We start from the raw sequence: 26,678 nt of genomic DNA, 5'->3' as shown, positions 1-26,678 counted from the left end.
GTACCATAGTTCGTGTTTTTATCCTGGCTACGCTTCGAGCTCACTTCGGTTTACCGCTATACTTGCGCCATCGTAGTATTTACTGAGGTTGCTAAGTTATGGCTGAATCGCCAATTAATCATTTTTTTCCACAAGCTAGCCGTTTAGTTTACGGTTGCATGGGTCTAGGTGGCTCATGGGACGGTAGCGAGCTAGAATCTCATCATTTGGCTCAAGCTCACGCGGTGGTTGATGCCGCACTGGAGATAGGCATCAACTATTTTGACCATGCCGACATTTATACTCTGGGCAAGGCTGAACAAGTCTTTGGTCGAGTTTTGGCCGAGCGCCCGGAACTACGCCAGCAAATCATTTTACAAACCAAGTGTGCGATCCGCTTTGCCGATGAACAATGGTGCGGCCGTTATGATTGGTCGGCCGATTATATTCGAGAAAGTGTTGAAGGCTCATTACGTCGCCTGCAAACCGATAGCGTGGACGTGTTATTACTGCATCGCCCCGATCCTTTAGCCGAGATGGACGAGGTGGCTGAAGTACTACAAGCATTGAAAGACAGCGGCAAGGTACAGCAATTTGGCGTTTCCAATATGAGTGGGGCACAATGCGCCTATTTGCAAGCGGCGTTGGGAATGCCGCTGGTGGCTAATCAGCTAGAAATGAGCTTAGCTAAGTTAGATTGGCTAGAGCACAATATTGCGGTAAATGACGAGCAAGTTAAAGGACATAGTTTTACTGCCGGAACTTTAGAATATTGCGCCATGAACAAGCTGCAAGTGCAAGCTTGGGGAAGTTTGGCGAAGGGGTTATTTAGTGGCGCAGATTTAAGCCAAGCGACTCAGGCTCAGCGCGATACTGCCAACTTAGTTGGCCGATATGCTGAACAACTGAATAGCTCGCCAGAGGCGGTGGTATTAGCGTTTTTATTGCGCCATCCCGCGGGTATTCAGCCGGTTATTGGCACCGTTAATGTTGACCGGATCCGCGCTTGCGCCGATGCCACTCAGCTAAACTTAAGCCGCGAACAGTGGTATCAGCTATATGTATGCTCTCGCGGTCGAGCTTTGCCTTAGGTTTGATAAGCATGGTTAGTGTTGGCGGAGCTGCTGGCGTAACTTGATTAGCCAGTAGCCCACCACAAAACTTAAGAGCACCGTGGATAGCGGCATCACTAACCAGATGCCGCTAATCCCGAACAAGACCGGCAGTAGTAGCATAAAGGGTAATTGAATCAACATATTACTCACCGAGATTAGGTTGGCTCGTGAAGCTTGATTGAGCGATTGAAAGACCACTGCGGCAGTAAATATCAAACCATCTAATGGCATTGCCCAAAGGTGTAAACGGATCCCCAATACCGTGGCTTCCAGCAACGCCGGATCGTTGTTGTTAAATACCGCTACGCTCAGTTCACTAAAGCTATTTAATAACATCACACAGGCAATACCACTGCCGATGATAATGCTAAAGCCTAGGCGCAAAACCTTTAGTACATTGTCGTAACGTTTTGCCCCATAGTTATATGAAATCAGCGGTTGCATGCCGTTGGCAAAGCCCTCGGCAATGAAATAGTAAACCACACTAATGTATAACACGATGGCGTAGGCGCCGGTTTCTGTGACACTGCCATATTTCAAAAATAGGTAGTTATAAATCACGGTAATAAAAGCGGTATATAGAGTGGTGAAAAAGCTACTTAAGCCTAAGTTCGCGATGCGATAAAAGTAGCGGGGCCTAAAGTCAAAGTTTGGCTGGAACAATTTTAGTTGGCTGCTGGCTGAGCCAAAGTAGACTAAGGCCAGCAGCAATACTAAGGCCTGTGCCGCTAAGGTGGCATAAGCTGCTCCTTTTAAATCCCAATTCCATTGCACAATAAAAAGATAATCGAGGCCAATGTTGGCCAGTGCGCCTACTACCATCAAGCCGGTGGCGTAGTTAGGGGCGTTATCGTTGCGCACTAAGATCGGCAGAGCGCAGCTTGCCATAACTAGAAAGGATCCGTATCCCATGATGCTGAGGTAGTGTTCGGCCAATAACTGAATATGGCCAGACGCACCTTGCCAGCGAATTGGCGCCGCTTGCAAGTAATGTAAGCTCAGGCTGATTAAAGCAGCTAACAGCATGATTAATAGCAGCGCGTGGCCAAACAGGTTTTGGGCTTTCTCGGGGCGTTTTTGACCTTGGGCAATGGAGATTAACGCGCCGCCTCCCACTCCAATCATTAAGCCCATGCCGGTCACTAAAAACATGATTGGCCAAGCTAAGTTGATGGCGGCTAGGCCGTTGGCTCCCAGCACTTGGCCGATAAAGATCCCATCCACAATTAAGTAGATGCCACTGACGATCATCGCCATTACCGAAGGGATGGAAAAACGCCAAAATTGTCGGCTAATGTTTTGACTGAGCATGGGTCGCCGTTGCTTGAGCTAAGTGATTAAAAACGGGGCAAAAGTTTGCACCTGCTCCATCATAGGCATTTTAACAAGCGAGGCAATCAACAACGCTGCAATTTTTGTAGCTGCTTATTCATTCTTCGGTTATTCGGTTTAAACCTAGACGATATAGTGGTAAAAGTGTTTAAAATTAGATACTCACTCTTGATTGAGCGGGAAAAAAGTGGACTTTTATTAATCAGTAATAAGCGGCGAACTAAGAGGGTTGTTGGAAAATTCTGCAATCACCAGTTTTTTTATAAAATGTCTGGACAGCGTCGAGTGAAAACCCTAATATACGCCTCCGCCAGCGTTGAGCACCCGTAGCTCAGCTGGATAGAGCGTCGCCCTCCGGAGGCGAAGGTCACAGGTTCGACTCCTGTCGGGTGCGCCATAGCTTCGGATTTGCTCGAAATACTCAGTGGTGGGTATAGCTCAGTTGGTAGAGCCCCGGATTGTGATTCCGGTTGTCGTGGGTTCAAATCCCATTACTCACCCCATTATTTAAATATGAGGCTGGGCCTTGTATTGACAACGTTACATGGAACAACAAGCGCTTAATCGCTGATTGAGTTCGCTTTAACAAACGCCATGTAAAATGCTAAACTTAGTTTAGATTAGACCGATGATACGCCACTTGATAGCGCGGTATCACAAGGTTTAAAATACTAGGTAATTGGCGATTAGCGCAGCTTGGTAGCGCATCGTCGCGAAGCTCATAAAGGGCGGGACCAGAGGCTTGTTTAGCTCAATGTATCAAGACAAATCGGTGATTAGCGCAGCTTGGTAGCGCATCTGGTTTGGGACCAGAGGGTCGGGAGTTCGAATCTCTCATCACCGACCACATTTAGAAAGCCCCGTCAGTAATGACGGGGCTTTTTTGTACTTGATAGTTAAGAACTCGGAGTTCGCCTTTTAATCTTGGCTCATCACCGACCACCTTCAAAAGCCTGCTCATTTGAGCAGGCTTTCTTCGTTTCGATTACTTGTTTGTGAACTTGTCCAATTCATTTATATACGCTTAGCTATAGCTAGGGCATGCGTTTAATGTTCAGTTAAATTTCTGAGTAAATGGGTGGTAATTGCTGCCTATTCGTCAGTTTCTTTTGCAATGACTTTGTACAATGCGCCTATGAAGATGAATACTATATTTTGGAGTAAGTTCTCGCTGGCTATGCTGTTATTGTTTGGTTTGGGCCAAGTCAATGCTTCAGTGTTGGTGATTAAGCATGCTCAAGCTGAAAGCCAAAACGATCCGCGTAACCAATACTTCTTAGATCTGCTTCGCTTAACTTTAGATAAAACCGTTGCTACAGATGGCCCCTACAGTATCCAAGAATGCGAGCAGCGTATGCCGCAGCGTCGAGCCCTGCAGCAGATGCAAAAGAAGCGTTGTATCAACCTTGTGTGGACCATGACCAACACGGAGCGAGAACAGCAGGCCTTAGCGGTTCGTATTCCGTTGCTAAAAGGTTTGCTCGGCCAGCGGGTATTGTTGATTCGTAAGCATGATGTGGCGCGCTTTAAAGATATTCAAACTTTGAGTCAACTGGGGGAAATGTTAGCTGGTCAGGGAATGGGGTGGCCGGATGTGGATATTCTTAAGGCCAATCAGTTACCGGTAATTGAAGGTACCTTGTATGAGGGCTTGTTTGGCATGTTACAGCTTGGCCGTTTTGATTACATGCCACGCGGACTTAGCGAGGTGGAACAAGAATTAAACTTACATCCAGAATTGGATTTGATGGTAGAGCCTCACTTACTACTAAGTTATACCGCACCCATTTACTTCTTTGTTAAGCGCGATAACTATCACTTAGCTGCTCGCTTAGAAAAGGGGCTACGTTTAGCCATTGAGGATGGTAGCTTTGATGCCTTATTCAAACGCTACCGCTACCATGAGCTATTAGCGCAGCTGGGGCAGCGACGAGTATTAAAACTTTATAATGTGAATTTGCCAGCTAAAACGCCGGTGGGCGACGATAGCTTATGGGTTATCCCCGAACGACAGCGAAGTTTTGGCCAAGACTAATTTACTAAACGGGCTTTACTGTTTGTAGTTCGGCCAACAATCCCCTTGGGATAGATGAAAACGTCATCACCATCGTCAAATTAACTGTGATTCAGCTCCGCTTTTTGTTGATAGGCCCATTATGATTTTTCACTGTTAAGTTGAATTGTGTGTAGCATCATGAACCTGCTCTGAAGCTCAGATACTATCGGCATATTTGCGGGTTTGCTGGGCCTTTTCCCCCGCAAATCTTCGTCTTTTTTTTATTACCAAGGAGTATTTTAATGCCACTCACACAGCCAACACAAAAAGTGGAAACGTTTACCCTCAAAAACAATCGAGGTAGTGAAGCGACTCTATTAGCTTGGGGGGCTACCTTAGCTAGCTTTAAAGTACAATTAGTCAGCGGTGAGCGCCGCGAAGTAGTATTGGGTTGCGATAGCATTGAAGACTATCAAAAACAAGAAGCCTACTTAGGCGCAACCGTGGGGCGTTACGCAAATCGGATTAAACAAGCCACGATTAGTCACCAAGGGAACGCGCTATCGTTAACAGCTAACCAAGGTGTGCACCAATTGCATGGGGCCGATGATTTCAGCCATCGAGAGTGGCAGGGTGAACAGTTGGCCGATAATAAGGTAAGTTTTACTCTATTTTCTGCAGACGGCACTTGTGGCTACCCCGGCAATATGCAGGCACGAGTGGACTATACCTTAGACGACGATAATCAGTTAATTATTGATTACTCTGCCAGTGTAGATAAAACCTGTCCGGTAAATTTAACTGATCATAGCTACTTCAATTTGAACGCAGCGGCAGATTCCACGATCAAACAACACCAACTGTACATCGCTGGAGACTATTATCTCCCCGTTGATAGTGAAGGCATTCCTCAAGCAGGCTTGAAGTCGGTAGAGAATACTGGTTTTGATTTCAGACAGGCGAAAACTATCGCAGAAGACTTAGGTAAAGATGACGATCAAAAACTGGTTGGCGGTTACGACCATAGCTTCTTACTGCAGCCAGCGGTGATTGAACGTGGCGAGGCGGTGGCGCGCATCGTAGCCGATGACCAGTCACTCGCCATGGAGGTGTATACCGATAAACCGGCTATTCAGTTGTATACCGGAAATTTCCTCGCTGGCACACCGGCACGCAGCGGCGATAGTTATCAAGCGCACTCTGGATTGGCCTTAGAGACTCAGTATTTACCTGACTCTCCCAACCGCCCAGACTGGCCTCATAAAAGCTGTTGGTTGGAACCCGGACAAGGCTATTGCACGCAAACTCGTTACCGGGTGTATGAACCAAATAACTAACTTTGGCTGATTTCGTCAACGAGGCGGAAAATATCGCGAGTTGGCACTATAGTGTATGCTCAAAGTAGGTATTTGAAGGTAGGTAAAATTTATGAAACATATATTGGTAATGCTGCTGGCTATGGTGACTTTAAGTTTTCAAGCGGTAGCGGATGACTACCAGTCAACCATTACTACATTTAGACAAGCGCCAGAAACAAAACCGTTTTTTTCTAACGCTTATGCTTATGCTGTGTTTCCTACTATTGGTAAGGGGGGCATTGGTATTGGTGGCGCCTATGGTGAAGGTAAGGTGTATCGCGGTGGCAGTGTGACCGGTTCGGTTAACATGGCCCAGCTTACCCTTGGTTTTCAGTTAGGTGGGCAAGCTTTTAGCCAAATTGTGTTTTTACAAGATAAGCGTGCTTACGATGAGTTTACCAGTGGTAGCTTTGAATTTGGGGCGCAAGCTAGCGCTGTAGCGATTACCGCTGGGGCTTCTGCTCAAGCTGGTTCCACGGGGACGGGTGCGGCCGCTGGTAAATCTCAAGCTAAAGCTAATTATGTGAGTGGTTACGCGGTGTTTACCGTGGCCAAAGGTGGACTGATGTACGAAGCCAGTATTGGCGGGCAAAAGTTCAATTTTAAGCCTAATTAAGCGGCTCATTAAGAGAACAAAACGGACCTTTATGGTCCGTTTTTGGGTTTTAGCACCGAGTAAGGAATCAGGCGTATAGCTTGGTATGCTTAAGTCACCTGGCTTATTTGGGGCCAAGGATGACTATTCCAAGGAAACGATGCCAGTATCTATGGGCTGTGGCTCAAAGTGGCTCGTTTTCGGCGGCAGGGCGTATGTTGGGGGATGGTGTATATAACTTTGCACATGGCCGCTTTAAGTTGCGTAATTAAGATACTTATAATGTCGTTCTAAGCTACACGAGTTGAAAAATGCGCAGCAGCTGCTTTGTGCTGACTTGGTTGAGCAGTGAAATGCGGGTTATCAATATGCCCAGTGGAGTCGCTGTGAGCTGGAACTAGCCTCTCACTAAGCTAAATAGTTCAAATAACCGCCCTAGTTGGGGCGGTTTTGACTTGTCTCTTGTTATAAGAAAAAGGAATTTCTCTAGATGATGGATTTACAACAGCGATTTAGTCATTACTTACAGCAGCTGAGAGCCATGCTGTTGAAAGTGCCCGAGCCGCTATTCGACAGCAGTTTAGCGCCAGATATGTTTCCTTTGGCCACCCACGCCAAAATTGCCGCTAACTTTAGTTTACGCGGCTATTGCCCCTTAATCGGCTGTGAGCCGGTGTCATTTATTCGCCCTGAGCAGACGCGAGCCGCAGTACTTCAGCAGATTGATGATAGTTTGCAATATCTGGCTAAGGCCAAGCCGGTTACTCAGTTTGATGATAGCGTGATGCTAAGTGATAAAGCGGGCTTTAATCAGCTTGAGCTATGCCAGTCTGACTTTATCAATGTCTATATTTTTCCTAATTTCTTGTTTCATATCAGCATGGTGTATGCCATCGCTCGGGCTAATGGCGTGGCCTTAAGTAAGGGCGATTTTGATGGCTTACACAGTTATCCAGAAGGTTTTAGTTTCATCGAATAGCGGTGATTTAGTGAGTTGTTTACATCGTACTAGGTTACATCAAGCTGACTGGACTAACTAGAATAAGCTGCACTGTAGTTGTGTCTTAGCTCCCACGCCTTGAGAGCGGCGATTTAGTGGTATAATCAAGGCTCACTAGCAGTGGGTGTAATTAGGCCCTAGTTATTGGTCAATTTTATGAGGCAGTTAAGTAGTATGACGTGGGTCAGTAAAAGTATTAGCAGGGCAAAGGAGTTGCAGTTAGGCTTTTCCATAGTGGTGAGTATTGTGCTGGTGGGTTGCTCGGCAACGCATTGGAGTAGCAGCGTTACCCCGGATGAAGGCAGCATTCAAAAATTATTATCAAATACCCGTTTGTCTGAACGTGAAGACCATTATTTTTACCATCACCAACAACTGGAAATGCCGCAAAATGTGCGTCCTTGTTGCGCCTTTGGTAATAACCAGCAAGTAGAGCTGGGTAAGATGAAAATTCCTTTCTTCCAGTTATCCAATACCGTGGGGATCGACGATATTGGTCCGCATATTCATAACGCCAGTCAATTTACCAAACGAGTTGATGAGCGTAAGGGTAAAAAAAGTACCGAAAATAATGGCATTGTTTATACCTTGCGCGGCGGTTTCATCGACTTAGCCCACGTACGTGATACTGCCGACAATACCTTCAGTTTGTTCTACAACATCTACCAGCATTTGGGTGAAGCCTTCACTATCGAATTGCCTGCAGAGTTAGGTGAGCGAAAAATCACCTTTAGTGAAGTCGATCTTTCCCACTTAAGTAGCCAAGACCGCAAGTTTGTGAGTATTCAGCTGGCCGCCTATTACGCCTTTAAAATGGCAGCTGGTCACGAGATATCGCAGTGGCATGGTTATGAAAGTGTGCCAATGTTTTCTGAATTAGTTTCGGCTTACTCTCCGGAAGATTTGTTTTCCAATATGCTAGGAGCCAAGTTGGCAGCTAACTTGCTGGTGGACGACTTAGCTCGTTCTAGTGATGATTTTAATCGCCACATGACCTTGTGGTTGGATCAAGCCTTACGTTACCTTGGCGCCGTCACTAAAGAGCAAACCGCTTTAGCCTTTGAAGCGGTGGACGGACTGTGGTGGGATTCCAGCGCACGGATCCCGCAAAAGTATTTGGTGCTTAAACGTAATTACAATGTAACCCCAATTCAAACGCCGCTGGTGATTGATAGCCATAAGATGGCTGAGCAGAATTATGCTTTAGTGGCGAACTTTGTTCCGCTGCAGCTTGAGCCCTTAACCATGTCTTTACCAGTGAGTGATTATGGGGTTAACTTTAGTTTGATTTCGCGTTTCACCATGAAAGTCGATGAGAAGTACCGCGAGTCGTTTGCTCATATTCCCGAGCAATATTATCCCAACTTTGAGTTAGACAGTGTTAACTTCAGACACATTGCCCAATACGATAAGGCCTTTGATCAGCAAGAATATGCTGAATATGTAGTCGAACGAGAGGCGAAGCAGCAAGCTAAGTAGTCGACTTAACTAGGCCTGCCAATCTGCAGGCCTAGTGATTTAAAGCGCTAAGGCGGCCTAGCTTAAGTGAGTGGTTCTTAGCAAACTAGCGGGCTGGCGCTGTACCAGTATTTCCCCTTGGCGCACTGAATATAGCACTTCTCCCTGTTGCTGAATCACCGCTAAGTCATCGCAGCCCTGCAAGATGATGAAATTGGCTGGTTTTCCTTCTTCGATACCATACTGCTGTTCTACTTGCAGGGTTTTAGCACCGTTGATGGTGATTAAGTCCAGTGCGGTGGACAAGTCGCGATAACCCATCATGTGACAAATATGTAGGCCAGCATCTAATACTCGAAGTAGCTTACCATTGCCGAGGGTATACCAAGGATCTTGGATCGAGTCTTGAGCAAAACAAACGTTCATGCCGGCTTCGCGTAACTCTTTGACGCGAGTAACGCCGCGACGCTTGGGATAAGTATCGAAGCGCCCTTGAAGGTGAATGCTTTCGGTGGGGCAAGAAACAAAGTTAATTTTGGACTTTTTCAGTAGCCGAAATAATTTAGAGCAATAGGCATTGTTGTAAGAATGCATGGCGGTAGTGTGGCTGGCGGTGACGCGTTCGCCCATGTCTTGTTCCAGGGCGGCGGTGGCGAGCACTTCCAAGAAGCGCGAGGCTTCATCATCAATTTCATCGCAGTGCACATCTACTAACAGCCCATGTTGCTTAGCCAAGGCTACCACCCAGTGCATAGACTCCACGCCATATTCCCGGGTAAATTCAAAGTGGGGGATGCCGCCAATCACATCGGCTCCATGCTCAATCGCTTGCTCCATTAGCTGTTTGCCATTAGGAAAAGAGCAGATCCCCTCTTGAGGAAAAGCCACAATTTGTAGCTCAATCACCTTAGATAATTTTTCTTTTAAGCCGGCAATGGTTTTCAGCGCCGTCAGTGAAGGATCGGTAACATCCACGTGAGTTCGAATATATTGCACGCCATTTTCTACTAATAGCTGCACTGTTTTTAACACCCGCTGTTCAATGTCTTCGGGAGTGAGCTGGGGTTTGCGTTCACTCCAGCGCTCAATCCCTTCAAACAAGGTGCCGCTTTGGTTCCACTTAGGCTGACCGGCGGTGAGGACCGCATCCAAATGGATGTGCGGCTCGACAAAAGGCGCGCAGACTAAGTTGCCTTGTGCGTCTATTTCCGATGGGCTCGCCGATGGGCTTAGCGTGGCGGTTTGCGGCTCAATGGCGGTAAATACGCCTTGCTCAACACGTATGCTATATAACGAAGTTTGGCCACGCAGGCGAGCGTTAATGATGTTCATAATTATCCTTATTCTTTAGTTGCTTGGCGCTGAATAGCCAAAGGCTCCATCAACAAAGCATTTTGTAGCTCTAAGCGTTGCTGAGCATGATTAAGTTGGCAACCGGTCAGCGCTTGCAGTTTGTTTAAGCGATGATTCAGGGTATTACGGTGAATGTTGAGTTCTTTAGCGGTTTGCCGCAGTGAACCTAAATTGTCGAAATAACAGCGTAGAGTATGTTTTAGCTGGCTCATGGCTGGTTGTGCATTACCAAACAAGGGGCCCAACCTGAGCCGACAAAACTCCACCAGAAGCTGGCTGTCTTCTACCGCGGCAAATACCCGACTAATGCCTAAATCGAGATAGTGCACAATGGCACTATGTTGTTGCAGTTGGGCGAATTCGGCTGCTTGCTTAGCCTGTTGGGCGGCCTGCCCTAGCTGTAACCAGCCGCCTAAGCTGGCACTAATGCCTAAATTGAAGTTAAGCTGTTGTTGTTGCAAATGGCGCTTCAGCCCAAGCCAATGACTGCGCTGTTGTTCAATGGAATCTTGCGCGGTTAAGGGGAGCAACAAATACCAACCATGATGATACTCAAGCGGAGGGTAGGGGCTGTGCACATGATTTAGCCACTGCTTTAGTTGAAAAAGCCAGACGCTAAGATTGATGTCTTCATCTTGCTGCGGCTGGAGCAGGGCTACGCCCATCGCTTGATTTAAATTTATACCTAATTCTTGCCCTCGTTGTTGTGATAGCGATGACAGGGGTTTAGGGCTGCCTAGCACATCACTTACAAAGTGTTGTAGTGAATGGCTAGATAGATTGTCTTGGATTAAGGCGTTACAAATTAACTCGGTGACCTTTACCATGGGCAGCGAGTAAGGTTGCTCTAAAATAGCAAAGTGTTTGCTGCGCGCGTAATCCAGCACTCCGGCGGGTATGTGGTCAATAAACTCCGAGTCGGTGAGGATCACGATACCGGCAGCGGATTTTTCCAAGGCTTCATCAATCAGCTGGCAGTATTCTTGTTCGCTGCGTTGTAAGTTAATGCCGGTGACAAACACTAGTTCGCCACCAACTAACCAAGGGGCTAGTTCGCGATTCTCCGCCAGATAAGGCCAGCGAATCGCTTGCTGTGAATGTTCGCCGGTGAGCAGCTTGATGCTGCCTAAACCGGCAATTAAAGGAATGTCACGAGCGCGTAAAGCCAAGTTAGCTCCTAGCTAGCTGAGGGTTTGGCCACCGGTTGAGCTGAACGGATGTATAGCAATAGCGCATAAACACTGGCTGATACAACAATACCCACTAACGGTGCAATCCAAGGTGAGAAATAAGCAGCAGCAGAACCCACGGCATAAGCGCTCAAACCACAGGCATCGAAGGCTGGCAGTTTGATATTATCTAAACTGGGTGGGTTGCTGCGATGTTTAAACCAAAAGTCAGCCATGATGATGGCGCCAATTGGCGGAATAAAGGTGCCGAGTAAAATCAGGAAGGGGATCAGCATGTTATACATACCAAACACGGCTAATACCGTACCAATGGCCGCCCCCACAACGGTAATGGTGCGTCGTTTGTCGGTGCGTAATAGGTTACAGCCGGCGGCGGCAAAGTTGTAAATGGTATTGTCTTGCGTGGTCCAAATATTGGCAAATAACATCAGTACCGCAATCAGTATGAAGCCCTGAGCAACCAGTACATCAACGATGTCGGCTTGTTGATAAATCATCGCGCCGAAGGCTCCCACAAACACCATTAAACCGTTGCCAATAAAGAAGGCCAATAAGGTGGTCACTACCGCAATTCGTCCGCTTTTGGCAAAGCGGCTCCAGTTGGTGGCTTGAGTACCACCACTTACGAAGGTGCCAAATACCATGGTGATGGCGGCGGCTAAGGGCATGCTGTCAGTTGGCGCGATGTCGCTTAGTTGCGCTAGGCCGCCGATGTCGATGCTGCCTTGGTAAATCGAAATACCAATAAACGCCAACATGGCGGGCACCGATATTTTAGATAGCAGCGCTAAGGCCTGATAACCGATGAATGCGGTCACGCAAAAGCCGAAGCCGAATACAATCATTAATGGTGTGGTATAGCTTTCTGGCCACTCTAATAACTTAACCAAAATAATGGCGATGGTCGCCGTGCCCCAGGCATACCAACCAATTTGGGTGAAACCCAATACAAAATCGGCCAACTTACTGCCTTGTTCACCGAAACAATAACGTCCCAACAAGACCGAATTTAAACCAGTTTTATAGGCTACGTAGGCAAGGCCGGCGGCGTAGCTGCCGAGTAATAGGTTACCAATTAAGATGATCCAGAGTAGCTCGCCAAAGCTAAAGGATGTCCCCAGTGTGCCACCGGCCCACATGGTAGAGGTGAAAAAGGTAAAACCTAACAGAACAAAAGCGGTAGACCAAAATCCTTTGCGGGCGCTTTGTGGCACCGCCGAAAGGGGATAATCATTGGTTTGGCTCATAGTGTTAACTCCATTTAGTTACGGCGACAAGCGAAACTGCGAGTTGTCACACCGTGTGATGTTGAAATCCTAGCTCTAACCCTCCAAATCCTATGCCAATGTTGCGTCTTCTTTCGACTCAGTAAACTTGTGCAGCGGGTGATTTTTGCTCAGCTAAAAATGTACCATTTGCACAGTTAAAATGAAATAAACGCGTTCGTTGCTCTGCTTAGTCAAAACTGGGAAAAACGCTGCACTAGATTGGCGCGCCCTTGCTAAGCAATGGGGCGTAATTAGCTTGCTTAAAGGCTAGTAAACTGGGCTATGAGTTAAGCTCTTGAATGGTTGATTTAGCTGCCAGAACGCGTTATTCGCACTAAACCGGAAGGGCTAATAGCCAAGCGAACGCTTAAGCTGAGAGTACAGGCCAGCGATAAACATAGCATCACCAGAATAGCGACTAAGATCAGAATTTGATACTTCACCGCAACTAGGGGATCGCTGCCGCCAAGAATTTGCCCGGTCATCATGCCGGGCAGGGTTACCAGCCCCACGGTACTCATCGAAGCCAGTAATGGCGCCAGTGCTTGTTGCATGGCCGATTGCACAAAGCTTTCGGTGGCTTGTTGGCGGTTCGCTCCCAGCGCTAAGTAGCCTTGATATTCGATTTGTTGTTCACTGAGAGCGCTAAATAAGCGTTGCAGGGCGACGATATTTCCACTGAGGCTATTGCCCAGCAACATGCCCGCCAGCGGAATTAGGTACTGGGTATGGTACCAAGGCTGCAGCTGTAGCACACCCAATAGCAAGATTAGCAATACCGGGCTTAAGCCTAGTACTAAACCTGCTAATACTGGCAGTAGTAGTAATTTTTGCGGTAGCTTCGCCTTGCTTACAATGGCGCTAGCGCCTACTAATAACATTAGTGTTAGCCAGCCTAGGTTGAGCCAAACATTGTTAAGCTGAAACAAATACTGCAAGTAAAGCCCAATTAAAACCAGCTGTACCAGCATACGTAGTAAGCTGCTAATTAAGTCTTTAGCAAGCGCTAACTTAAAGTAATGGTTTAAGCCTAGAGGAACCACTAGTATCAGAGAAAAGCTAGCCAAGGCCAGCCAGCTAATGTCGGCGCTCATTTTTGGATTTCCTCGGCAACAACAGGGTTTACGGCGGCTAGCCACTACTATACTAGACTGAGCGCTTCGCCGAGTATAGCCCTTAGCTCACCTGTTTTTGCGCCGAATCTTGATATACCCGCACACAGTTTTTACCGTCGGCTTTGGCTTGATAAACCGCTTTGTCGGCGGCTTTGATCAGCATCTCATGATGCTCCATGCTCTTATCTAGTGAGGCGATACCAATGCTCACACTGACCGAGTATTTGCTGTTGTTGAGCGGCATTTGGCTGATCCGTTCGCGTAATGAGTGGCCTAATTGATGGGCGTCTTGCAAGTTGGTATTAGGGCAGATTAACAGAAACTCGTCTCCTCCTAAGCGGGCCACCACATCGTCGTTTCGTACCGATTCTCGTAGGGCTCTCGCTAGTAACATTAATACTGCGTCACCTGCATCATGGCCATTGTTGTCATTGATTTGCTTGAAGTGGTCGGCATCTATCATCATGCAAGATAAAGGTTGCTGCAGTTGCGCGGCTTGTGTCCATAACTCCTTTAGCTGCAGCATGGCGTGACGTCGATTGGGTAAGCTGGTGAGTACGTCGGTATGGGCTAAGGATTGTAAATGCCGGTTGGTTTTCTGCAAGGCTAGGGTGCGCTCTTGAACCTTCTTTTCCAGATTCTGGTTGAGCTCAACCAGTTCGTGGTTGCGAATGCTCACCTGATGAAATAACCCGCGTAAGGCGCCAATTAGGGGTTCGGTGGCTAAGTCATTCGGTTGCTCACTGTCCTCATAAGCTTGGGCTGCTGAGTGGCCTTGTTGAATGGCTTGTAACTGCTTAGCTAGCACTTGGTCGATGCCCAAAATGTGGTAGGCCAACCACTGGATTAAGTAATCAAGTAGGTTTTTAACCTGCTGATATTTTGCTGATTGGTCGAGTTGATTTAACTTGGAAATTTCATTCAAAAACTCATGATGGGCTTGCACATGCGGCTTAAGATGGCGAACATCGACTCGATGTTGCGCCATTAACTGCTCTTCGGTTTGAAAGTGTTCTTTTACGTAGGTATGCAACTCGATGTTGAGCGATTTTAGTTCGCTGCTTGAGGTTTGGTTTTCAGTGAGTAGTTGACCGATTTTATTAATCAAGTTGATTAGCTGGCGATGCTGCTGGTCGACCTGAGTGATGCCTGTCTCAAAATCTGCAGTCCAACGAAATGATTCCATAGTGTGTTATATCCAGCTTACCATAAGACAAAATTTTCCCTATTTAGCGATGTCTATCGCAGTTACCGCTCAGCCTAGCTAGAAACCAATTGGGCTGTATCAATCTACATCAAATAAAGCTCATTTTAGAAGCTAAATTGTATAAAATTTACTCTATCACAGTGAAGATAAAGATTATCCATAATGATGATTTATAAATGGGTAAAGAATGGCTGTTTCAGAGCGGGCTTTGGCGTATTCTCTATCGTAGGTATCTAACGATAAGAACTATTTCTAGCTTCAAAGAGGTGAACGTGGAACAAAATTTAAGCCTTGAACAACTGCGAGTGATAGGAGCCCTATTAGAAAAGGAAACTACCACTCCAGATCAGTACCCCTTGTCGCTCAATGCGCTGACTTTAGCCTGTAATCAAAAAAGCAATCGAGAGCCAGTCATGGCCTTAAGCGAAGCCGAGGTACAAGATGTTTTGCAGCAATTGCAAAATCTGCGTTTGGTTACCGAAGCGCCAATGTCGGGGCGAGTAGTGCGTTACCAGCATCGTTTTTGTAATACCCCTTTTGGTGGTTTACAACTGAGTGAGCAGCAGCGAGCGATTATTTGTTTATTGTTTTTACGTGGCCCGCAAACGCCAGGAGAGTTGCGTACCCGTAGCCAGCGTTTAGCTAACTTCGCCAGTGTTCAGCAAGTGGAGCAAAGTTTGAACGAGTTGGCCGAACATGCAACTGGAGCCTTAGTGGTAAAACTCGAGCGTGAACCTGGCAAGCGTGAGTCGCGTTATGCGCATTTGTTCTCTGCAGAGCAGCCACTAGCAGTAGCGAGCGAGTCGCCGGTAAGCCCTGTAACAGAGACTGATTTACAGGCGCAAATTGACCAGCTAAGGGCTGAATTGGTGGCGCTGACTCAGCGGGTACAAGATTTGGAATCTGAGGCTCATTAAGTAAATAGAATCTTAAACGGGCTAGCTAAGGCTAGCCCTAAATGATCACTTAATGGAAGGGGAATATGTAGTTCAGCCAGCCTTGCATTCTAAGCAATACTTTACGCATCACCGAAAGGTGATGGAAGTGCTCAGTATAAATGGCAACTTGACCGCTGACTCCCATGGGAAAGTCAAATTCGTCAAAGCGAGGTTCGGGGTCTATTAGTACTAGGCTGCGACTGTGTTTAAAAAATACCTCTGCGCCCAGTAGTCGTCCGTTGGCTTGAAACTCGCCTTCGGCAATGGCTGGCAGCACTTGGCGCACTTTACCCTTAAATACCATGCCCGGTTTAGCGTCCACAATAAACTCAGCAGGGTCGCCTTCTTTTAAGCGGTGAATCGAGTTTTCCCAGAAGGCGCCTACAAACAGTGACTGCTCTTTGGGAATGAAGGTCATCACCGGGCGCAATGGCATGGGTACCGCCACCATACCAACTCGTAAGCCTAATTGCGTGACATAGCCGTCGGTGGGCGCGCGAACTACGGTTTGCTCTAGATCGAATAAGGCTTTGTCTAATAGACTTTGTAAGCGCGCTACGTTGGTATTTACGCCGTCAATTTGTGAGTCATAAGCCATTCTTGCTGCGCTTTCATTCGACAAGGCCACCTGTAATCTGGCTTCGGCGCTAAGATAAGCCTGTTGTCGATTCTCTACTTCTAACTCACTAAAGGGGCTATTGGCTCCGCCTTTTTTACGCCCTTCGGCATAGCGCTGATAAGCTTTTTGGGTGCGATCGCGTTCTGCTTTGGCGGCGTTAGTAGCGGCTTGTGCGCTGCTAAATTGAGCCAATAGCTGTGGTACTTGTTGTTGCGCTGCTGCCACTTCGGCACGGCGTTGGTCAACCACCGCTTGAAAGGGCTCTGGATCTAACTTAAATAACACATCGCCTTGTTTTAACAGCTGATTAGGCTGAACCGGCACCTCAATCACTTTGCCTCTTACCAGTGGCATAATTGGTACCGAAGTATAAATTTGCCGACCATTGGCGGTGTAGGGGTGGTTATAGTTCATCAGAATAATCAACGCCCCGACCATTACCACCCCACCTAATACGGCGGTAGGCACGGTCCACTTGGTGAGCGGAATATTAAAGATTTTAAAGATGGCGATACACACACTGGCGTAGGTGAGAATGAGCAATAAATCCATTATTTACCCTCCCCTTGTTCGAGCTGTTGAACGTGCTTGCTGATGATGGCCACCTGACGTTTTAGCTTGGTGATCTCTTCACTTAACTCTTGCTCTCGTGAAGCCAGTTGTTGCTCGTCTTGTTCTAACTGTTGTTCTTTTTTCTGCAGTTGTTGAAAGCCCCAGCCTCGCTCTTCGCGATAAAGCGTGGCCCAAATCCAGAGGAAGGGCCAAAGTACATGTAAGGTAAATAAGCTGACCCAACCAGCAACATGGATGGCATCTTGGTGAGGGTGGTTGCGGTGCTTGGATATTTCATAGGGAATATCGTGAATGGCGATGATCCCGTAAAATAGAGTGAGTCCAACAAAAAGCAGTAAACCTAGCGCGAAGAAATCCAAAAACATACTCCCTCCTTGGGGTATTTTTGCGATCAGTAAGATAGTTTATCTCATTGATAATAGCTGATTGTAAGGCTAATTCATTAATAAATGTGTTAAATGATAAAGTGAATATTATGGCCAGCTAGGCTTATTCGGTTCGACTTAAGCGAGGCACACTATCGCTTAAGCCGAGTCGCCTATTAGGCCTTAGAAGTTGTAGCCAAAACCAAAGGCGGCAATGCTGCCTTTGCTGTCGTAAAAGCCAATATTGGAGTCACTTTGGCTGTAACCTGCGAGAAGGTTGAAAAAAGCGTTTTTCCAGGCAAAAGGTTGGTTGTAGACATACAGGGCGAATAAGGAATAGCTATCATCTTGCTGAGTTTGATTGGCGAATACCGGGTTGCTAGCAGAATATTTGGTATAGCTATATTCGGCATTGAGGTTGAGCAAGTGTTGTCCCGAACGGTATAAAGCATTCAGTCGCAGCGCGTATTGGTTGAAGTCGTTAGCACTGCCCTGAGCCTTGGCGGTGGTATACGCTAGCGCAGGAGTAAAGGTCCACTTTTTCGAGAGAGGAACGAAGCCTTCGGCGATAATACGATGTAAGTCTGCTTCTCGGCGCAGCGCTTGGGCTTGAGTCGAGTTCGCGCCAAATAGCGCGTGGCCGCTGGTTTCTTTGTCTATAGTGCGTTTAGCATAGACATACTCTAAGGTCACTGGACTATCGCCTATCGCTTCATAGCGCAGTCTGCCCCCTTGATAGTTTTCTTCGGTTTCCTGTCTAGCTACATTGGTCAGATAAGGATCGCTCCAGGTTTCATTCAACAGTGGAAGTTCGGGAAAATAAGCCAGAGTCAGCTTGCTGCGCTGGCTTAGCATGCGGCGATAACCTAGTTCGTATTGAAACTGAGCACGGCCTAAGTTTTCGCGACTGTTCCCTAAAAAGAACTGGTTACGTAAATCTTGGCTGGTGTAATTAATGGTGAGCAATGGGAAGAGCAGCGCAGAGCTAATGGTTTCACCGCTGTTATTCAAGTCGCTAGTGACCTGGTTGTCGTCATCGGTAGAAAACTGATTCTGGCTATTGCTGTAGCCTAGGTTAAGGTTAATTGCCCCCGACCAGCCAGCAGGCTCAGATATCGGGCGAGCATGAGCTGTTATGCTAAGCAGCAGACTTAAACCGAGTGCGGGACTGAAGTATTTTGGCATCTTAACATCCTTATTCGATACGAGATTATCTAGCTATAAAAAGAATTCAATTAATAGCCATAGTAACGAAGTTTTTAGAAACTTGGATTACCATTGCTGAAAAAAAGCAAACTTTAGCCACCGAGTTTTGCTGAGATGTAAAGCGTTATAGACATTAGATTAGTGCGTGTTGCCTCACCGAGCTTAAATGCTCCGTGAGGCTGAGTGGATGTGGTGCTTAATCGAGTTCGGAGAATAGGCTGCGATCAAAGGATTTCTCGCAGTAATGGCATTTTAATTTAATCTCTTGCTGCTGGTGGCGCACATAGAAGTTACTGTCTATGGGTTCGTTATGGCTAATGCAATTACTGTTAGGGCAGGCAAAGACCCCTTTGATTTGTTCCGGAGTAGATACATGGAATTTACGTACTACTTCGAAATCTTCAATTACATTGATGGTGGCGTTAGGTGCGAACAAGGCCAGCTGATTGGCTTGGTTCTCGTCAAATACGGTATTTTCTACCTTGATAAGATCTTTTTGTTGGCGCTCGCCACTGGGTAAGTTAAGCCCTACGGTGATTCGCTCTTGTGCCGCAGACAGTTGGAAAAACTTTAAGATTTTAATGCCTTGGCCAGCCGGAACGTGGTCGATTACCGTACCATGAGCAATTGCTTCTACCTGTAGTTTTTTCTTCATGATTAGGCTCCAAATTCGTTGGTCATTACCAGCGCCAACAAGGCTTGGCGAGCATATACACCGTTTTCCGCTTGCTCAAAGTAGTAGGCGTAAGGGGTGCTATCAACATCGGTGGTGATTTCATCTACCCGTGGCAGCGGATGAAGAATTTTTAAATTGTCTTTTACCTCGGTCAGCATACTGGCGCGCAGAATGAAGCTCGATTTCATGTGCTGATATTCGGTCTCATCGAAGCGCTCTTTTTGTACACGCGTCATGTACAAAATATCTAATTCGCCGACCACCTCTTCAATGCTGTCGTGCAAGCTGTAGCGAATATTGCGTTCATTCAGCTCTTCGATGATGTAGTCAGGCATGGCTAGGGCACTGGGGGCGATGAAGTAGAACTCACAGCCAAATAAAGATAAGGCTTGGGTGAGAGAGTGAACCGTGCGGCCATATTTTAAATCACCGACAAAGGCGACTTTTAGGCCTTCTAAAGAACCTTGGGTTTCGTAGATAGTAAATAAATCTAACAAGGTTTGGGTAGGGTGTTGGTTAGAACCATCGCCGCCGTTAATCACCGGCACCGAGGAAAACTCACTGGCTAGTCTGGCTGCGCCCTCTTGCGGATGACGCATAAAAAACGCGTCGCTGTAAGACGAAATAACCTTCACCGAATCGACCAAGGTTTCGCCTTTTTTCCCTAAAGAGGTGTTTGCTCCATCGGCAAAGCCGATCACGCTGCCGCCTAAGCGTTGTACTGCGGTTTCAAAAGACAAACGGGTGCGGGTAGAGGCCTCAAAAAAACAGCTGGCAACCACTTTATTTTTAAGTAATTCAGGGCGGGGTTGTTGTTTAATACTTTGGGCAGTATCGACAATTAACTCTAGATCCTGACGAGATAAATCAGGGATGGAGATAATGTGCTTTTGGTAAAGCGGGTTGTTCATGCTCGCTGATCCTAATCCGATGTGAAATCGGAGTGGAATTATAGCAGCGAGCAGGCCTAGTGAATATGATCTTAATAAGGAATACTAAGATTATTTATCAGCGGTTTAAGCGTACTGACTATTTTTGCGTTCGCGGTAATCTTGGCAGTCGATACAATAGCGAGATTCTGGGCGAGCATTGAGGCGCGCAACGCTAATATCTTCACCGCAGCCTTCACAAAAACCATAGTCTTTATCTTCAATGCGGCGCAGTGCGTCTTTTATGCTTTTCACATGGGCAAGATCATGTTGACGACGATTAAGCTGCAGTTGCTGAGACTCTTCTTGGTTGGCCCGGTCTACGTCATCGCCTAAGTCGCTCTTATCTTTAATTAGATGGTCGTCTTGTTCTAGGCGTTGTTGGATTTCACTGAGTTGTTGGCTCAATAGTTGACGTATGGTCTCGATTTGTTGATCGCTAATCATTGTTTTTTAGGTCTTCCTTCCTGTTGTGTTAAGCGCTCTAAGTCCAGCTATGGCGCAGTTTATTGCCGTAAATTTAGGCTAATCGTCGATTTTAACGAGGAGTAAAGCCTTTTCAAAGCGCTTTTTTGGATAAATGTTAGCCAGCTAGCACTTGGGTTTCGGTTAATTACCCGTTACTATCTCGCGGCGCTTTTAACTGGCCAAAAGTCGTGTTTTTGTCGGCTGAACAGCGCCTCTTAAACTAAACTGAATATTTAACTATCACCGTGGTGGTTTTACTGTCACCCGATATTGAGGATTGCATGAGTGAATAGAATAAACATGGCGCTGGTGAGCTTATTAGCGTTAAGCACTAGCGGAGTAATAGCTCAAGAAGAGAAAGTACTTAATGTTTACAATTGGACTGAGTACATCGCAGAAGACACTATTTCTGAGTTTGAAAAAGAAACCGGAATTAAGGTGATTTACGACGTATTTGACTCCAATGAAGTATTAGAGGCCAAGTTACTTTCGGGTAGCACGGGTTTTGATATTGTTTCACCCTCTCACGACTTTTATGCGCGACAAATTACCGCTGGGGTTTATCAAAAGCTAGACCGCAGTAAGTTGAGTAACTGGGATAATCTTGATCCTAAATTGCTGGCTACCTTGGAAAACTTCGACCCAGGCAACCAATACGGTATTCCCTACATGTGGGGAACCACCGGTATTGGCTACAACGTGAACAAGGTAAAAGAAATACTGGGTGAAGACGCAGAGATAAACTCTTGGTCTTTAGTGTTTGATCCAGCGATCGTTAGCCAACTAAGCGAATGTGGGGTGGCCTTTTTGGATGCGCCTAGCGAAGTGGTGGCGGCGATGCTGAACTACATGGGCAAAGATCCTAACAGCAGTAAGCCTGCTGACTATCAGGGTGAAATTGAACAGTTAATGGAACAATTGCGTCCCCATGTTCGCTACTTTCACAGTTCGCAGTACATTAATGATTTAGCCAGCGGTGATATTTGTGTGGCGATTGGTTGGTCTGGTGATGTATTGATGGCGGGTGACCGAGCGGCTGAAGCCGATAATGGTGTTGAACTGGAATACATTATTCCGAAAGAGGGCGCTGCGGTTTGGTTTGATATGTTTGCTATTCCTAAAGATGCCAAACATCCTGAGAATGCGCATGCCTTTATCAATTACATTCTTCGTCCTGAAGTGATTGCTAAAGTGACTGACTATGTGTGGTACGCCAACCCTAACCTTAAAGCGACTGCGCTAATTGACCCAGAAATTGCTGCCCATGAAGGGATTTACCCTAGTGAGGAAGCGGCGGAACATCTTTATGGTTTTGTTAGTATTCCACCTCGAGTAGAACGAGTGCGTACACGTTTGTGGACTAAGTTTAAAACCGGTATATAAGTTAACTTCAGCTAAGAAAAGTGCCGATGTTTCATCGGCATTTTTGTTTTCAGCCCTTGGGCTACCTTAGGTAACGATGACGTTGTTGATAATGTGCCCAGAGGCTGGCGATAATAAATGAACAACTTAAACCGAAGTAGTTAAGTAGTAGGTCGGTTAAGTCAAAGTCTCGAGTTGGTAGCGCGATCTGTGCTAACTCGTCTAGGGTAAATATCAAATAAAGTAAACAGTACAGTTTGGGTAGGCCAAGCCAACGCTTGATTCTGAAACTCGGCCAATAAGCCCATTGCAGCAAAGTTGCCACCACAAATGCGCTGCTCCAATGGATGACCCCGTCGCCACCGGCTATATGTTCGATGTTTTGCAGCTCAACATTAAAAATGCCAGCGGACTTCATTATGCTGCTAATTAAGGGCAGCAGGCATAGAACAATAACAATGGCTCTTAGATGTTTGTCTTTCACGATGATTCGATTCACTTGATAATTTTATTAAATGCTAAGGATTATATATACCTTAAGTTGCCAAGGCTGATGCCTTTTGCTTCAAAGGCGACGCTGCTAACCAGTATCGGATACAAACATGACTCAATATAGTATCAGAAGCTTGTTGATTCATTGGTGATTACTTTTGAAGCCATAACCGCTCTAGCCGAGTGTTGAGGTGCCTTATTCATCTTGCTGATGCTGTTACATATCAGTAGGCTTGAGAACAGCAACAACCAAACGATGCCGTTACCGAGCATGGCCCCACTCGATGCGGCTGAAAACAGCAGCACGCCGACCATTATCGCTACTATCATGGCTAAGAAATTGGCATGTTGAGAACTCGGCGTGGCGGTTAATAGTGCGCCGACGGCAGCACGAATTAATAGCCCTAAAAATAATATTGAGGTGGGGTAACCCACGCCTAAGATGATATCTACATAGGAGCTATGAGTGGATTTCGCTTCCCAGCCAAATTCACTGGAAAACTGCAACATAATTTCGGGGCGATGAAAGATGCCTAAGCCGTAACCCAATATCGGCTTGTCAAAACTGAGTTGCACCAGTACATCCCATAGACCGGTGCGCCCGGTAAGCGAAGGGTCTTTGCCAAAGAAGGCTAAAATGTCTTCTAAGTAAGTGGTTAATAAGGTATAGCCAGCGGTGAGTATGCTGGCATAGCCGATTAGTAGCCATAGTTTGGCGCGACTAGACGATAGCTGAGTCACTAGCATCATGACCTGAAAGGAGCCGATACAGCCCAATAAAATGAAGATGGCGGTGGTGGAATGAGCGAGCAATACGAAGAGGCAACTTAGGGCAAATAACAGGCTGTAAACATTGAATTTGCTGCGCTGATAATAAAAAGCTTCAAAATAAAGTAAGCAACTGGTTAAGGCAAAAAAACTGCCAGCCATATTTTTATGGACGAATAAACCGCGCCATGCGCCAGCATGGTTGGCACTCATAATGCCATATTGAGGAAAGGCTAAAACATAAAGAAAATTGATGATGATGCAAGCCATGGCAAAGTTTAGCCAAACTCTATATAAGGCATAACTGCCATAAAAGCGGTAAAACACATACAGTGGTAGGGTAATGGCGAGCATCGATATTAAAAAGCGTAAAGCCAGCAAACTATGCTCGGAATTAGCAATAGATAGCAGTATGCCTAGCATTAGCAAATATACAGCCGTGCTAATTTTAAACCATTTAATGCTGGCCCAACCATTCACAAAAATAAACAAAGCCAGTAACAATAAGGCCAGCATCTGCATCAGTTTTTGCGGTGTAAAACTAATTCTCGATAACAGGTATTCTGCACTGGGGTAGCCAAAACCCATGCTTGAGGTGCGTAACAATACTAAGTAGGCCAACGAATACAGTATCAATTGACTAAATTTTTGGCGATTGATTTCCATTGCTTAGTCTGCCTTATTGTAAATGAATATCTCGGTATTCCACCACGATGTCGTTTTGTTGATACCAAGATGTGGGTTTGTAGATCCCAAGCTTTAGGTAAGGTGGTTTAACGTCGTTGTAAGTATTTGGCCCTTGCACATCAGCAACCAATTGCTGGTCTATGGTGATGCGCAGGTAGCCATCGTCTTCGAGGCTCATCAAACCGTTTATTTCAACTTCGTGCCACTGATTTGGAATTAAGTTAAGACCTTGAAATACGGTGCGGTGTTGCATGCTATTTTGTTGATTAGCACAAGTGGTTTGGCTGGTATCACTAAGCGCGCTGAGGTCCCAGCGATTGAACATGCGTAGACTACCATTTATCGATTCTAAGGCGGCTATAGGGCAGCGCCACTGTTCACCTTCGTCTGGAAAAGAATGAATTTGCAAATATGAATGCCAGTAAGGATCGTTGGGCTCGACATTGGTAAGCTTGATTTGAAACGAAAAACTAAATGCTTGTTGTTTTTGTAAGCCGTGATGAATGGCAAATTCACAACGCCGTTGGGCTTTGTCCTGATAACGCATGGTGGCTCGAATGACGGGGATAGGCTGGTCTATTAGCGCTAGTTGCTGTTGTTGGCACTCTAAATATAGACTGGCGTTGGCTGGTAAGTTCATCACCGCGGCCAACTGTTCTGCGCTCAGTAGCTGCTCCTCGGCCGATAGTGGCCAGCAGCTAAAGATTAGCCATAGCGCAGTGCAATAGCGTTTTGTTAGTCGACCTATTGTTTGCTGCTTAATCATTCACTAATCCCTGTCTTAATCTTAGGCTGCACAGCCGCGACATAAAGGTGGTATTTCCCCAAACATAACGCTTAAACAGTCTTTTGGGCTCACGATATAAACGGTAGGTCCACTCCATCCCGAGTTGGCGCAGCCATAGCGGTGCTCGGCTAACTTCTCCGGCCATGAAGTCAACAATAGCGCCACCGTTGATCACCGACATCGTGGCGAATCGCTGGCTAATCGCTACGCTGAGATATTCTTGTTTAGGCATGCCCATGGCTAGCAGTACCAGCTGAGGTTGAGTTTGTGCCAATGCGTGTAAGTAGTGCTCCGTGGAAAGAAAGCCATTCAGCAGTAATACCGGCTTTAGCCCCAAGTTTTCAATGTGAGGACGAGCCTTGGCTAGGGCTTCATCAGAGGTGCCCAATAGCGCGATACTTTGTCCAGCGAAGACTTGTTTTAGCAGCAGTGGAATAAAATCGGTGCCGTTTAAATTGGCCCCTGCGGCTTGGTGCTGTGAACGACAAAGCAGCTTAACGCCGATGCCATCCCTCAGCAGTAGGTCGCTGTGCAGTAAGCTACGTAGAAAGTGCCGGTCCTTACAAGCCATATTGAAGGCATGCGCATTGGCAAAAGAGACCGACACCTTGCCATGTAGATTTAACCGCTGAGTGATTTCGTTTAAGGCATCATTGGGCTGCTCAAATAATGTAAGTGCCTTGAGCAATTGGCGAAATACCGGTTGAGCATCGCGCCGCTGGCACTCGCGGGCCTGTGTAATAGCCTTCAACGCTTGCAGGCTTCTATGCTGCCAAGTATTTTGCGCGATATAACTCAAGCGTTGTTGGCGTTTATCCGCAGAGTTCTCGGCTAAAGCTTGAGCCGTTTTGCGAATGAAGTCTTGTTCGTTATCGGCTTGATAAATCAAGGCTAGGGCCTCGCTAGAGAAGTCGCATTCGCTGCTGACCACTGGCAAGCCTTGCGTTAGGTATTCATAGATTTTCAGTGGATTTCGATAGCGGTTGAAAGGTGAATCGGCATAAGGACACAAGCCCACCGAAAATCCGGCGATATGCCCAGCCAGCTCTTGATACGGCACTTTGCCTACCAAGTTTAAATTAGCGTAGCGCTGTTGCAGGCCGAGGATGGCTGCGTTGCTGACCGGCCCGATAATCTTTATTTGTTGCTGCGGAAATGAGGCGCATAAGTGTTCAATTAAGCTCGCTGAAATGGATTGATCGATGGTGCCAACTAAGCCGAGTATCTCACCATCAGCGATGGCTGGTACCTCTGCACTAGGCTCTAGCAGCACCTCGTCTACCGCATTGGCTAAATATTGCACTTTGTCTGGATTCGGTAGCTTTTGGATTAAGCGTTCACTGGTAGCGAAGCTCACTAGACTGTTGTTTATACAGCGTTTCAGGGTATCCGCAAAAGCAGCACTACGACTGAAAGGGTAGTCGGCATCGGCTTGGTAGTCATCATAGTGCAGGTAAACATAGGGCAGCTTTAATGCACTCAAGTACAAATACTGATCCGGCTTATAAAACCAAGCAGTGGGCTGCTCAAGCTGGTAGCGCTTGATTAGTCTGGCGACTTGCCATTTAATCGGTAACGCAACCAGCAAGTAGCGTAACAACTTATGCTTATAGGCTAGGCGCATTGGCAGCAGGGTGATTAATTGATGACAATGAATATTGTCGGCGGGCGCCGATTCGACCGCGGCTGGTTTTTGTTTGCTCAGCACAAACCGCGGTTTGCTAAAGTAAAGCAAGGCTTGTTGCTGCTTGGCTAGGTTTTTTGCCATTGCGCGAATAAAAGGCTCGCGATGAAAACCGCGTAGCCGGTCACTAATTGAAAAATAAATAAGAGCCATACCGA

The 26,678-nt window shown here is 46.6% G+C and carries 24 protein-coding genes and 3 tRNA genes; 11 read left to right on the top strand and 16 right to left on the bottom strand.

The features are described from left to right. The first annotated feature begins 98 nt into the window (after window positions 1-98). Window positions 99-1,070: an aldo/keto reductase gene (locus tag ACQY6Q_RS01810; protein ID WP_427977176.1), complete on the top strand. Its 972-nt coding sequence runs from the start codon at window positions 99-101 to the stop codon at window positions 1,068-1,070. 15 nt (window positions 1,071-1,085) lie between these two features. Here the strand turns inward: ACQY6Q_RS01810 and ACQY6Q_RS01805 are convergent, their stop codons facing one another. Beyond that, window positions 1,086-2,405: an MATE family efflux transporter gene (locus ACQY6Q_RS01805; protein ID WP_427977173.1), complete on the bottom strand. Its 1,320-nt coding sequence runs from the start codon at window positions 2,403-2,405 to the stop codon at window positions 1,086-1,088. A 341-nt stretch (window positions 2,406-2,746) separates the two neighbouring features. On the opposite strand from ACQY6Q_RS01805, the gene ACQY6Q_RS01800 reads away from it, so the two are divergent. The 8 genes from ACQY6Q_RS01800 to ACQY6Q_RS01765 all read left to right on the top strand — a co-directional run bounded on the left by ACQY6Q_RS01800 (window position 2,747) and on the right by ACQY6Q_RS01765 (window position 8,854). Beyond that, window positions 2,747-2,823 (top strand) — tRNA-Arg (locus ACQY6Q_RS01800). 30 nt (window positions 2,824-2,853) lie between these two features. Beyond that, a tRNA-His gene (locus ACQY6Q_RS01795) sits at window positions 2,854-2,929 on the top strand. 267 nt (window positions 2,930-3,196) lie between these two features. Then, window positions 3,197-3,273: transfer RNA gene (locus ACQY6Q_RS01790), tRNA-Pro, on the top strand. A 294-nt stretch (window positions 3,274-3,567) separates the two neighbouring features. Further along, window positions 3,568-4,461, top strand: a complete 894-nt coding sequence (locus tag ACQY6Q_RS01785; protein WP_427977170.1) for a substrate-binding periplasmic protein — start codon at window positions 3,568-3,570, stop codon at window positions 4,459-4,461. Between the two features lie 263 nt (window positions 4,462-4,724). Next, a complete protein-coding gene (galM, locus tag ACQY6Q_RS01780) occupies window positions 4,725-5,759 on the top strand; it encodes a galactose-1-epimerase (protein ID WP_427977167.1) in 1,035 nt (344 codons plus the stop codon). Window positions 5,760-5,850: 91 nt separating this feature from the next. Further along, a complete protein-coding gene (locus ACQY6Q_RS01775) occupies window positions 5,851-6,396 on the top strand; it encodes a YSC84-related protein (RefSeq protein ID WP_427977165.1) in 546 nt (181 codons plus the stop codon). A 469-nt stretch (window positions 6,397-6,865) separates the two neighbouring features. Beyond that, complete coding sequence (locus tag ACQY6Q_RS01770; protein ID WP_427977162.1) at window positions 6,866-7,354, top strand: DUF1993 family protein; 489 nt, start codon at window positions 6,866-6,868, stop codon at window positions 7,352-7,354. Window positions 7,355-7,531: 177 nt separating this feature from the next. Beyond that, window positions 7,532-8,854, top strand: a complete 1,323-nt coding sequence (locus ACQY6Q_RS01765) for a DUF4056 domain-containing protein (protein WP_427977159.1) — start codon at window positions 7,532-7,534, stop codon at window positions 8,852-8,854. Window positions 8,855-8,911: 57 nt separating this feature from the next. Here the strand turns inward: ACQY6Q_RS01765 and codA are convergent, their stop codons facing one another. The 5 genes from codA to ACQY6Q_RS01740 form a co-directional block, all read right to left on the bottom strand. Continuing rightward, window positions 8,912-10,165 carry a cytosine deaminase gene (gene codA, locus ACQY6Q_RS01760; protein ID WP_427977157.1) on the bottom strand — a complete coding sequence of 418 codons (1,254 nt, stop codon included), beginning with the start codon at window positions 10,163-10,165 and terminating at the stop codon, window positions 8,912-8,914. Window positions 10,166-10,173: 8 nt separating this feature from the next. Then, complete coding sequence (locus ACQY6Q_RS01755) at window positions 10,174-11,355, bottom strand: PucR family transcriptional regulator (RefSeq protein ID WP_427977154.1); 1,182 nt, start codon at window positions 11,353-11,355, stop codon at window positions 10,174-10,176. Between the two features lie 8 nt (window positions 11,356-11,363). Continuing rightward, on the bottom strand, window positions 11,364-12,623 hold the full coding sequence (gene codB / locus ACQY6Q_RS01750) for a cytosine permease (protein WP_427977151.1): 1,260 nt from the start codon (window positions 12,621-12,623) through the stop codon (window positions 11,364-11,366). Window positions 12,624-12,952: 329 nt separating this feature from the next. Next, window positions 12,953-13,738: an ABC transporter permease gene (locus tag ACQY6Q_RS01745; protein WP_427977148.1), complete on the bottom strand. Its 786-nt coding sequence runs from the start codon at window positions 13,736-13,738 to the stop codon at window positions 12,953-12,955. 82 nt (window positions 13,739-13,820) lie between these two features. Further along, complete coding sequence (locus ACQY6Q_RS01740) at window positions 13,821-14,945, bottom strand: GGDEF domain-containing protein (RefSeq protein WP_427977145.1); 1,125 nt, start codon at window positions 14,943-14,945, stop codon at window positions 13,821-13,823. 293 nt (window positions 14,946-15,238) lie between these two features. Here ACQY6Q_RS01740 and ACQY6Q_RS01735 point away from each other — a divergent pair, with 293 nt between their 5' ends. Further along, the gene (locus tag ACQY6Q_RS01735; RefSeq protein WP_427977143.1) at window positions 15,239-15,883 is read left to right on the top strand and encodes a YceH family protein; all 645 of its coding nucleotides are present in this window, start codon (window positions 15,239-15,241) and stop codon (window positions 15,881-15,883) included. A 49-nt stretch (window positions 15,884-15,932) separates the two neighbouring features. Here ACQY6Q_RS01735 and ACQY6Q_RS01730 read toward each other — a convergent pair whose 3' ends face one another. From ACQY6Q_RS01730 to ACQY6Q_RS01705, 6 genes are all read right to left on the bottom strand, one after another. Further along, window positions 15,933-17,075 carry an HlyD family secretion protein gene (locus ACQY6Q_RS01730; RefSeq protein WP_427977141.1) on the bottom strand — a complete coding sequence of 381 codons (1,143 nt, stop codon included), beginning with the start codon at window positions 17,073-17,075 and terminating at the stop codon, window positions 15,933-15,935. Further along, a complete protein-coding gene (locus tag ACQY6Q_RS01725; protein ID WP_427977138.1) occupies window positions 17,075-17,461 on the bottom strand; it encodes a DUF3302 domain-containing protein in 387 nt (128 codons plus the stop codon). The genes ACQY6Q_RS01730 and ACQY6Q_RS01725 overlap by 1 nt, the downstream gene beginning before the upstream one ends. Window positions 17,462-17,644: 183 nt before the next feature. Continuing rightward, complete coding sequence (locus tag ACQY6Q_RS01720) at window positions 17,645-18,646, bottom strand: DUF2860 domain-containing protein (protein ID WP_427977136.1); 1,002 nt, start codon at window positions 18,644-18,646, stop codon at window positions 17,645-17,647. 217 nt (window positions 18,647-18,863) lie between these two features. Continuing rightward, entirely contained in the window at window positions 18,864-19,322 is a 459-nt protein-coding gene (gene pyrI, locus ACQY6Q_RS01715) for an aspartate carbamoyltransferase regulatory subunit (protein ID WP_055733786.1), read from the bottom strand. Window positions 19,323-19,324: 2 nt separating this feature from the next. Continuing rightward, window positions 19,325-20,254: an aspartate carbamoyltransferase gene (pyrB, locus tag ACQY6Q_RS01710; RefSeq protein ID WP_427977131.1), complete on the bottom strand. Its 930-nt coding sequence runs from the start codon at window positions 20,252-20,254 to the stop codon at window positions 19,325-19,327. A 105-nt stretch (window positions 20,255-20,359) separates the two neighbouring features. Then, window positions 20,360-20,719 carry a TraR/DksA family transcriptional regulator gene (locus tag ACQY6Q_RS01705; RefSeq protein WP_427977128.1) on the bottom strand — a complete coding sequence of 120 codons (360 nt, stop codon included), beginning with the start codon at window positions 20,717-20,719 and terminating at the stop codon, window positions 20,360-20,362. A 306-nt stretch (window positions 20,720-21,025) separates the two neighbouring features. Between ACQY6Q_RS01705 and ACQY6Q_RS01700 the strand changes: the two genes are divergently transcribed. Beyond that, window positions 21,026-22,123 (top strand): extracellular solute-binding protein, encoded by a 1,098-nt coding sequence (locus tag ACQY6Q_RS01700; protein WP_427977125.1) that lies wholly within the window; start codon window positions 21,026-21,028, stop codon window positions 22,121-22,123. A 61-nt stretch (window positions 22,124-22,184) separates the two neighbouring features. Here ACQY6Q_RS01700 and ACQY6Q_RS01695 read toward each other — a convergent pair whose 3' ends face one another. The 4 genes from ACQY6Q_RS01695 to ACQY6Q_RS01680 all read right to left on the bottom strand — a co-directional run bounded on the left by ACQY6Q_RS01695 (window position 22,185) and on the right by ACQY6Q_RS01680 (window position 26,673). Then, a complete protein-coding gene (locus ACQY6Q_RS01695; RefSeq protein WP_427977123.1) occupies window positions 22,185-22,586 on the bottom strand; it encodes a hypothetical protein in 402 nt (133 codons plus the stop codon). A gap of 134 nt (window positions 22,587-22,720) precedes the next feature. Then, window positions 22,721-24,028, bottom strand: coding sequence for an O-antigen ligase family protein (locus ACQY6Q_RS01690; RefSeq protein WP_427977121.1), 1,308 nt, complete (start codon window positions 24,026-24,028; stop codon window positions 22,721-22,723). Window positions 24,029-24,041: 13 nt separating this feature from the next. After that, window positions 24,042-24,815, bottom strand: a complete 774-nt coding sequence (locus ACQY6Q_RS01685) for a heparin lyase I family protein (protein WP_427977119.1) — start codon at window positions 24,813-24,815, stop codon at window positions 24,042-24,044. Further along, the gene (locus ACQY6Q_RS01680) at window positions 24,808-26,673 is read right to left on the bottom strand and encodes a WecB/TagA/CpsF family glycosyltransferase (RefSeq protein ID WP_427977116.1); all 1,866 of its coding nucleotides are present in this window, start codon (window positions 26,671-26,673) and stop codon (window positions 24,808-24,810) included. Before ACQY6Q_RS01680 ends, ACQY6Q_RS01685 begins: the two co-directional genes overlap by 8 nt. Between the last annotated feature and the right edge of the window lie 5 nt (window positions 26,674-26,678).

The sequence above is a fragment of the Agarivorans sp. genome, from assembly GCF_050295395.1.
Taxonomy (GTDB): Bacteria; Pseudomonadota; Gammaproteobacteria; order Enterobacterales; family Celerinatantimonadaceae; genus Agarivorans.
Note: the sequence above shows the minus strand (reverse complement) of the source record. Positions and strands in the feature narration are given on the sequence as shown.

Coding starts and splice junctions, on each gene's coding strand:
- ACQY6Q_RS01745 (WP_427977148.1), bottom strand. CDS start 13,738: ATGAGCGCCGACATTAGCTGGCTGGCCTTGGCTAGCTTTTCTCTGATA.
- ACQY6Q_RS01740 (WP_427977145.1), bottom strand. CDS start 14,945: ATGGAATCATTTCGTTGGACTGCAGATTTTGAGACAGGCATCACTCAG.
- ACQY6Q_RS01765 (WP_427977159.1), top strand. CDS start 7,532: ATGAGGCAGTTAAGTAGTATGACGTGGGTCAGTAAAAGTATTAGCAGG.
- codA (WP_427977157.1), bottom strand. CDS start 10,165: ATGAACATCATTAACGCTCGCCTGCGTGGCCAAACTTCGTTATATAGC.
- ACQY6Q_RS01805 (WP_427977173.1), bottom strand. CDS start 2,405: ATGCTCAGTCAAAACATTAGCCGACAATTTTGGCGTTTTTCCATCCCT.
- ACQY6Q_RS01725 (WP_427977138.1), bottom strand. CDS start 17,461: ATGTTTTTGGATTTCTTCGCGCTAGGTTTACTGCTTTTTGTTGGACTC.
- ACQY6Q_RS01685 (WP_427977119.1), bottom strand. CDS start 24,815: ATGATTAAGCAGCAAACAATAGGTCGACTAACAAAACGCTATTGCACT.
- pyrI (WP_055733786.1), bottom strand. CDS start 19,322: ATGAAGAAAAAACTACAGGTAGAAGCAATTGCTCATGGTACGGTAATC.
- ACQY6Q_RS01785 (WP_427977170.1), top strand. CDS start 3,568: ATGAATACTATATTTTGGAGTAAGTTCTCGCTGGCTATGCTGTTATTG.
- galM (WP_427977167.1), top strand. CDS start 4,725: ATGCCACTCACACAGCCAACACAAAAAGTGGAAACGTTTACCCTCAAA.
- ACQY6Q_RS01770 (WP_427977162.1), top strand. CDS start 6,866: ATGATGGATTTACAACAGCGATTTAGTCATTACTTACAGCAGCTGAGA.
- ACQY6Q_RS01810 (WP_427977176.1), top strand. CDS start 99: ATGGCTGAATCGCCAATTAATCATTTTTTTCCACAAGCTAGCCGTTTA.
- pyrB (WP_427977131.1), bottom strand. CDS start 20,254: ATGAACAACCCGCTTTACCAAAAGCACATTATCTCCATCCCTGATTTA.
- ACQY6Q_RS01705 (WP_427977128.1), bottom strand. CDS start 20,719: ATGATTAGCGATCAACAAATCGAGACCATACGTCAACTATTGAGCCAA.
- ACQY6Q_RS01775 (WP_427977165.1), top strand. CDS start 5,851: ATGAAACATATATTGGTAATGCTGCTGGCTATGGTGACTTTAAGTTTT.
- ACQY6Q_RS01690 (WP_427977121.1), bottom strand. CDS start 24,028: ATGGAAATCAATCGCCAAAAATTTAGTCAATTGATACTGTATTCGTTG.
- ACQY6Q_RS01720 (WP_427977136.1), bottom strand. CDS start 18,646: ATGCCAAAATACTTCAGTCCCGCACTCGGTTTAAGTCTGCTGCTTAGC.
- ACQY6Q_RS01730 (WP_427977141.1), bottom strand. CDS start 17,075: ATGGATTTATTGCTCATTCTCACCTACGCCAGTGTGTGTATCGCCATC.
- ACQY6Q_RS01680 (WP_427977116.1), bottom strand. CDS start 26,673: ATGGCTCTTATTTATTTTTCAATTAGTGACCGGCTACGCGGTTTTCAT.
- codB (WP_427977151.1), bottom strand. CDS start 12,623: ATGAGCCAAACCAATGATTATCCCCTTTCGGCGGTGCCACAAAGCGCC.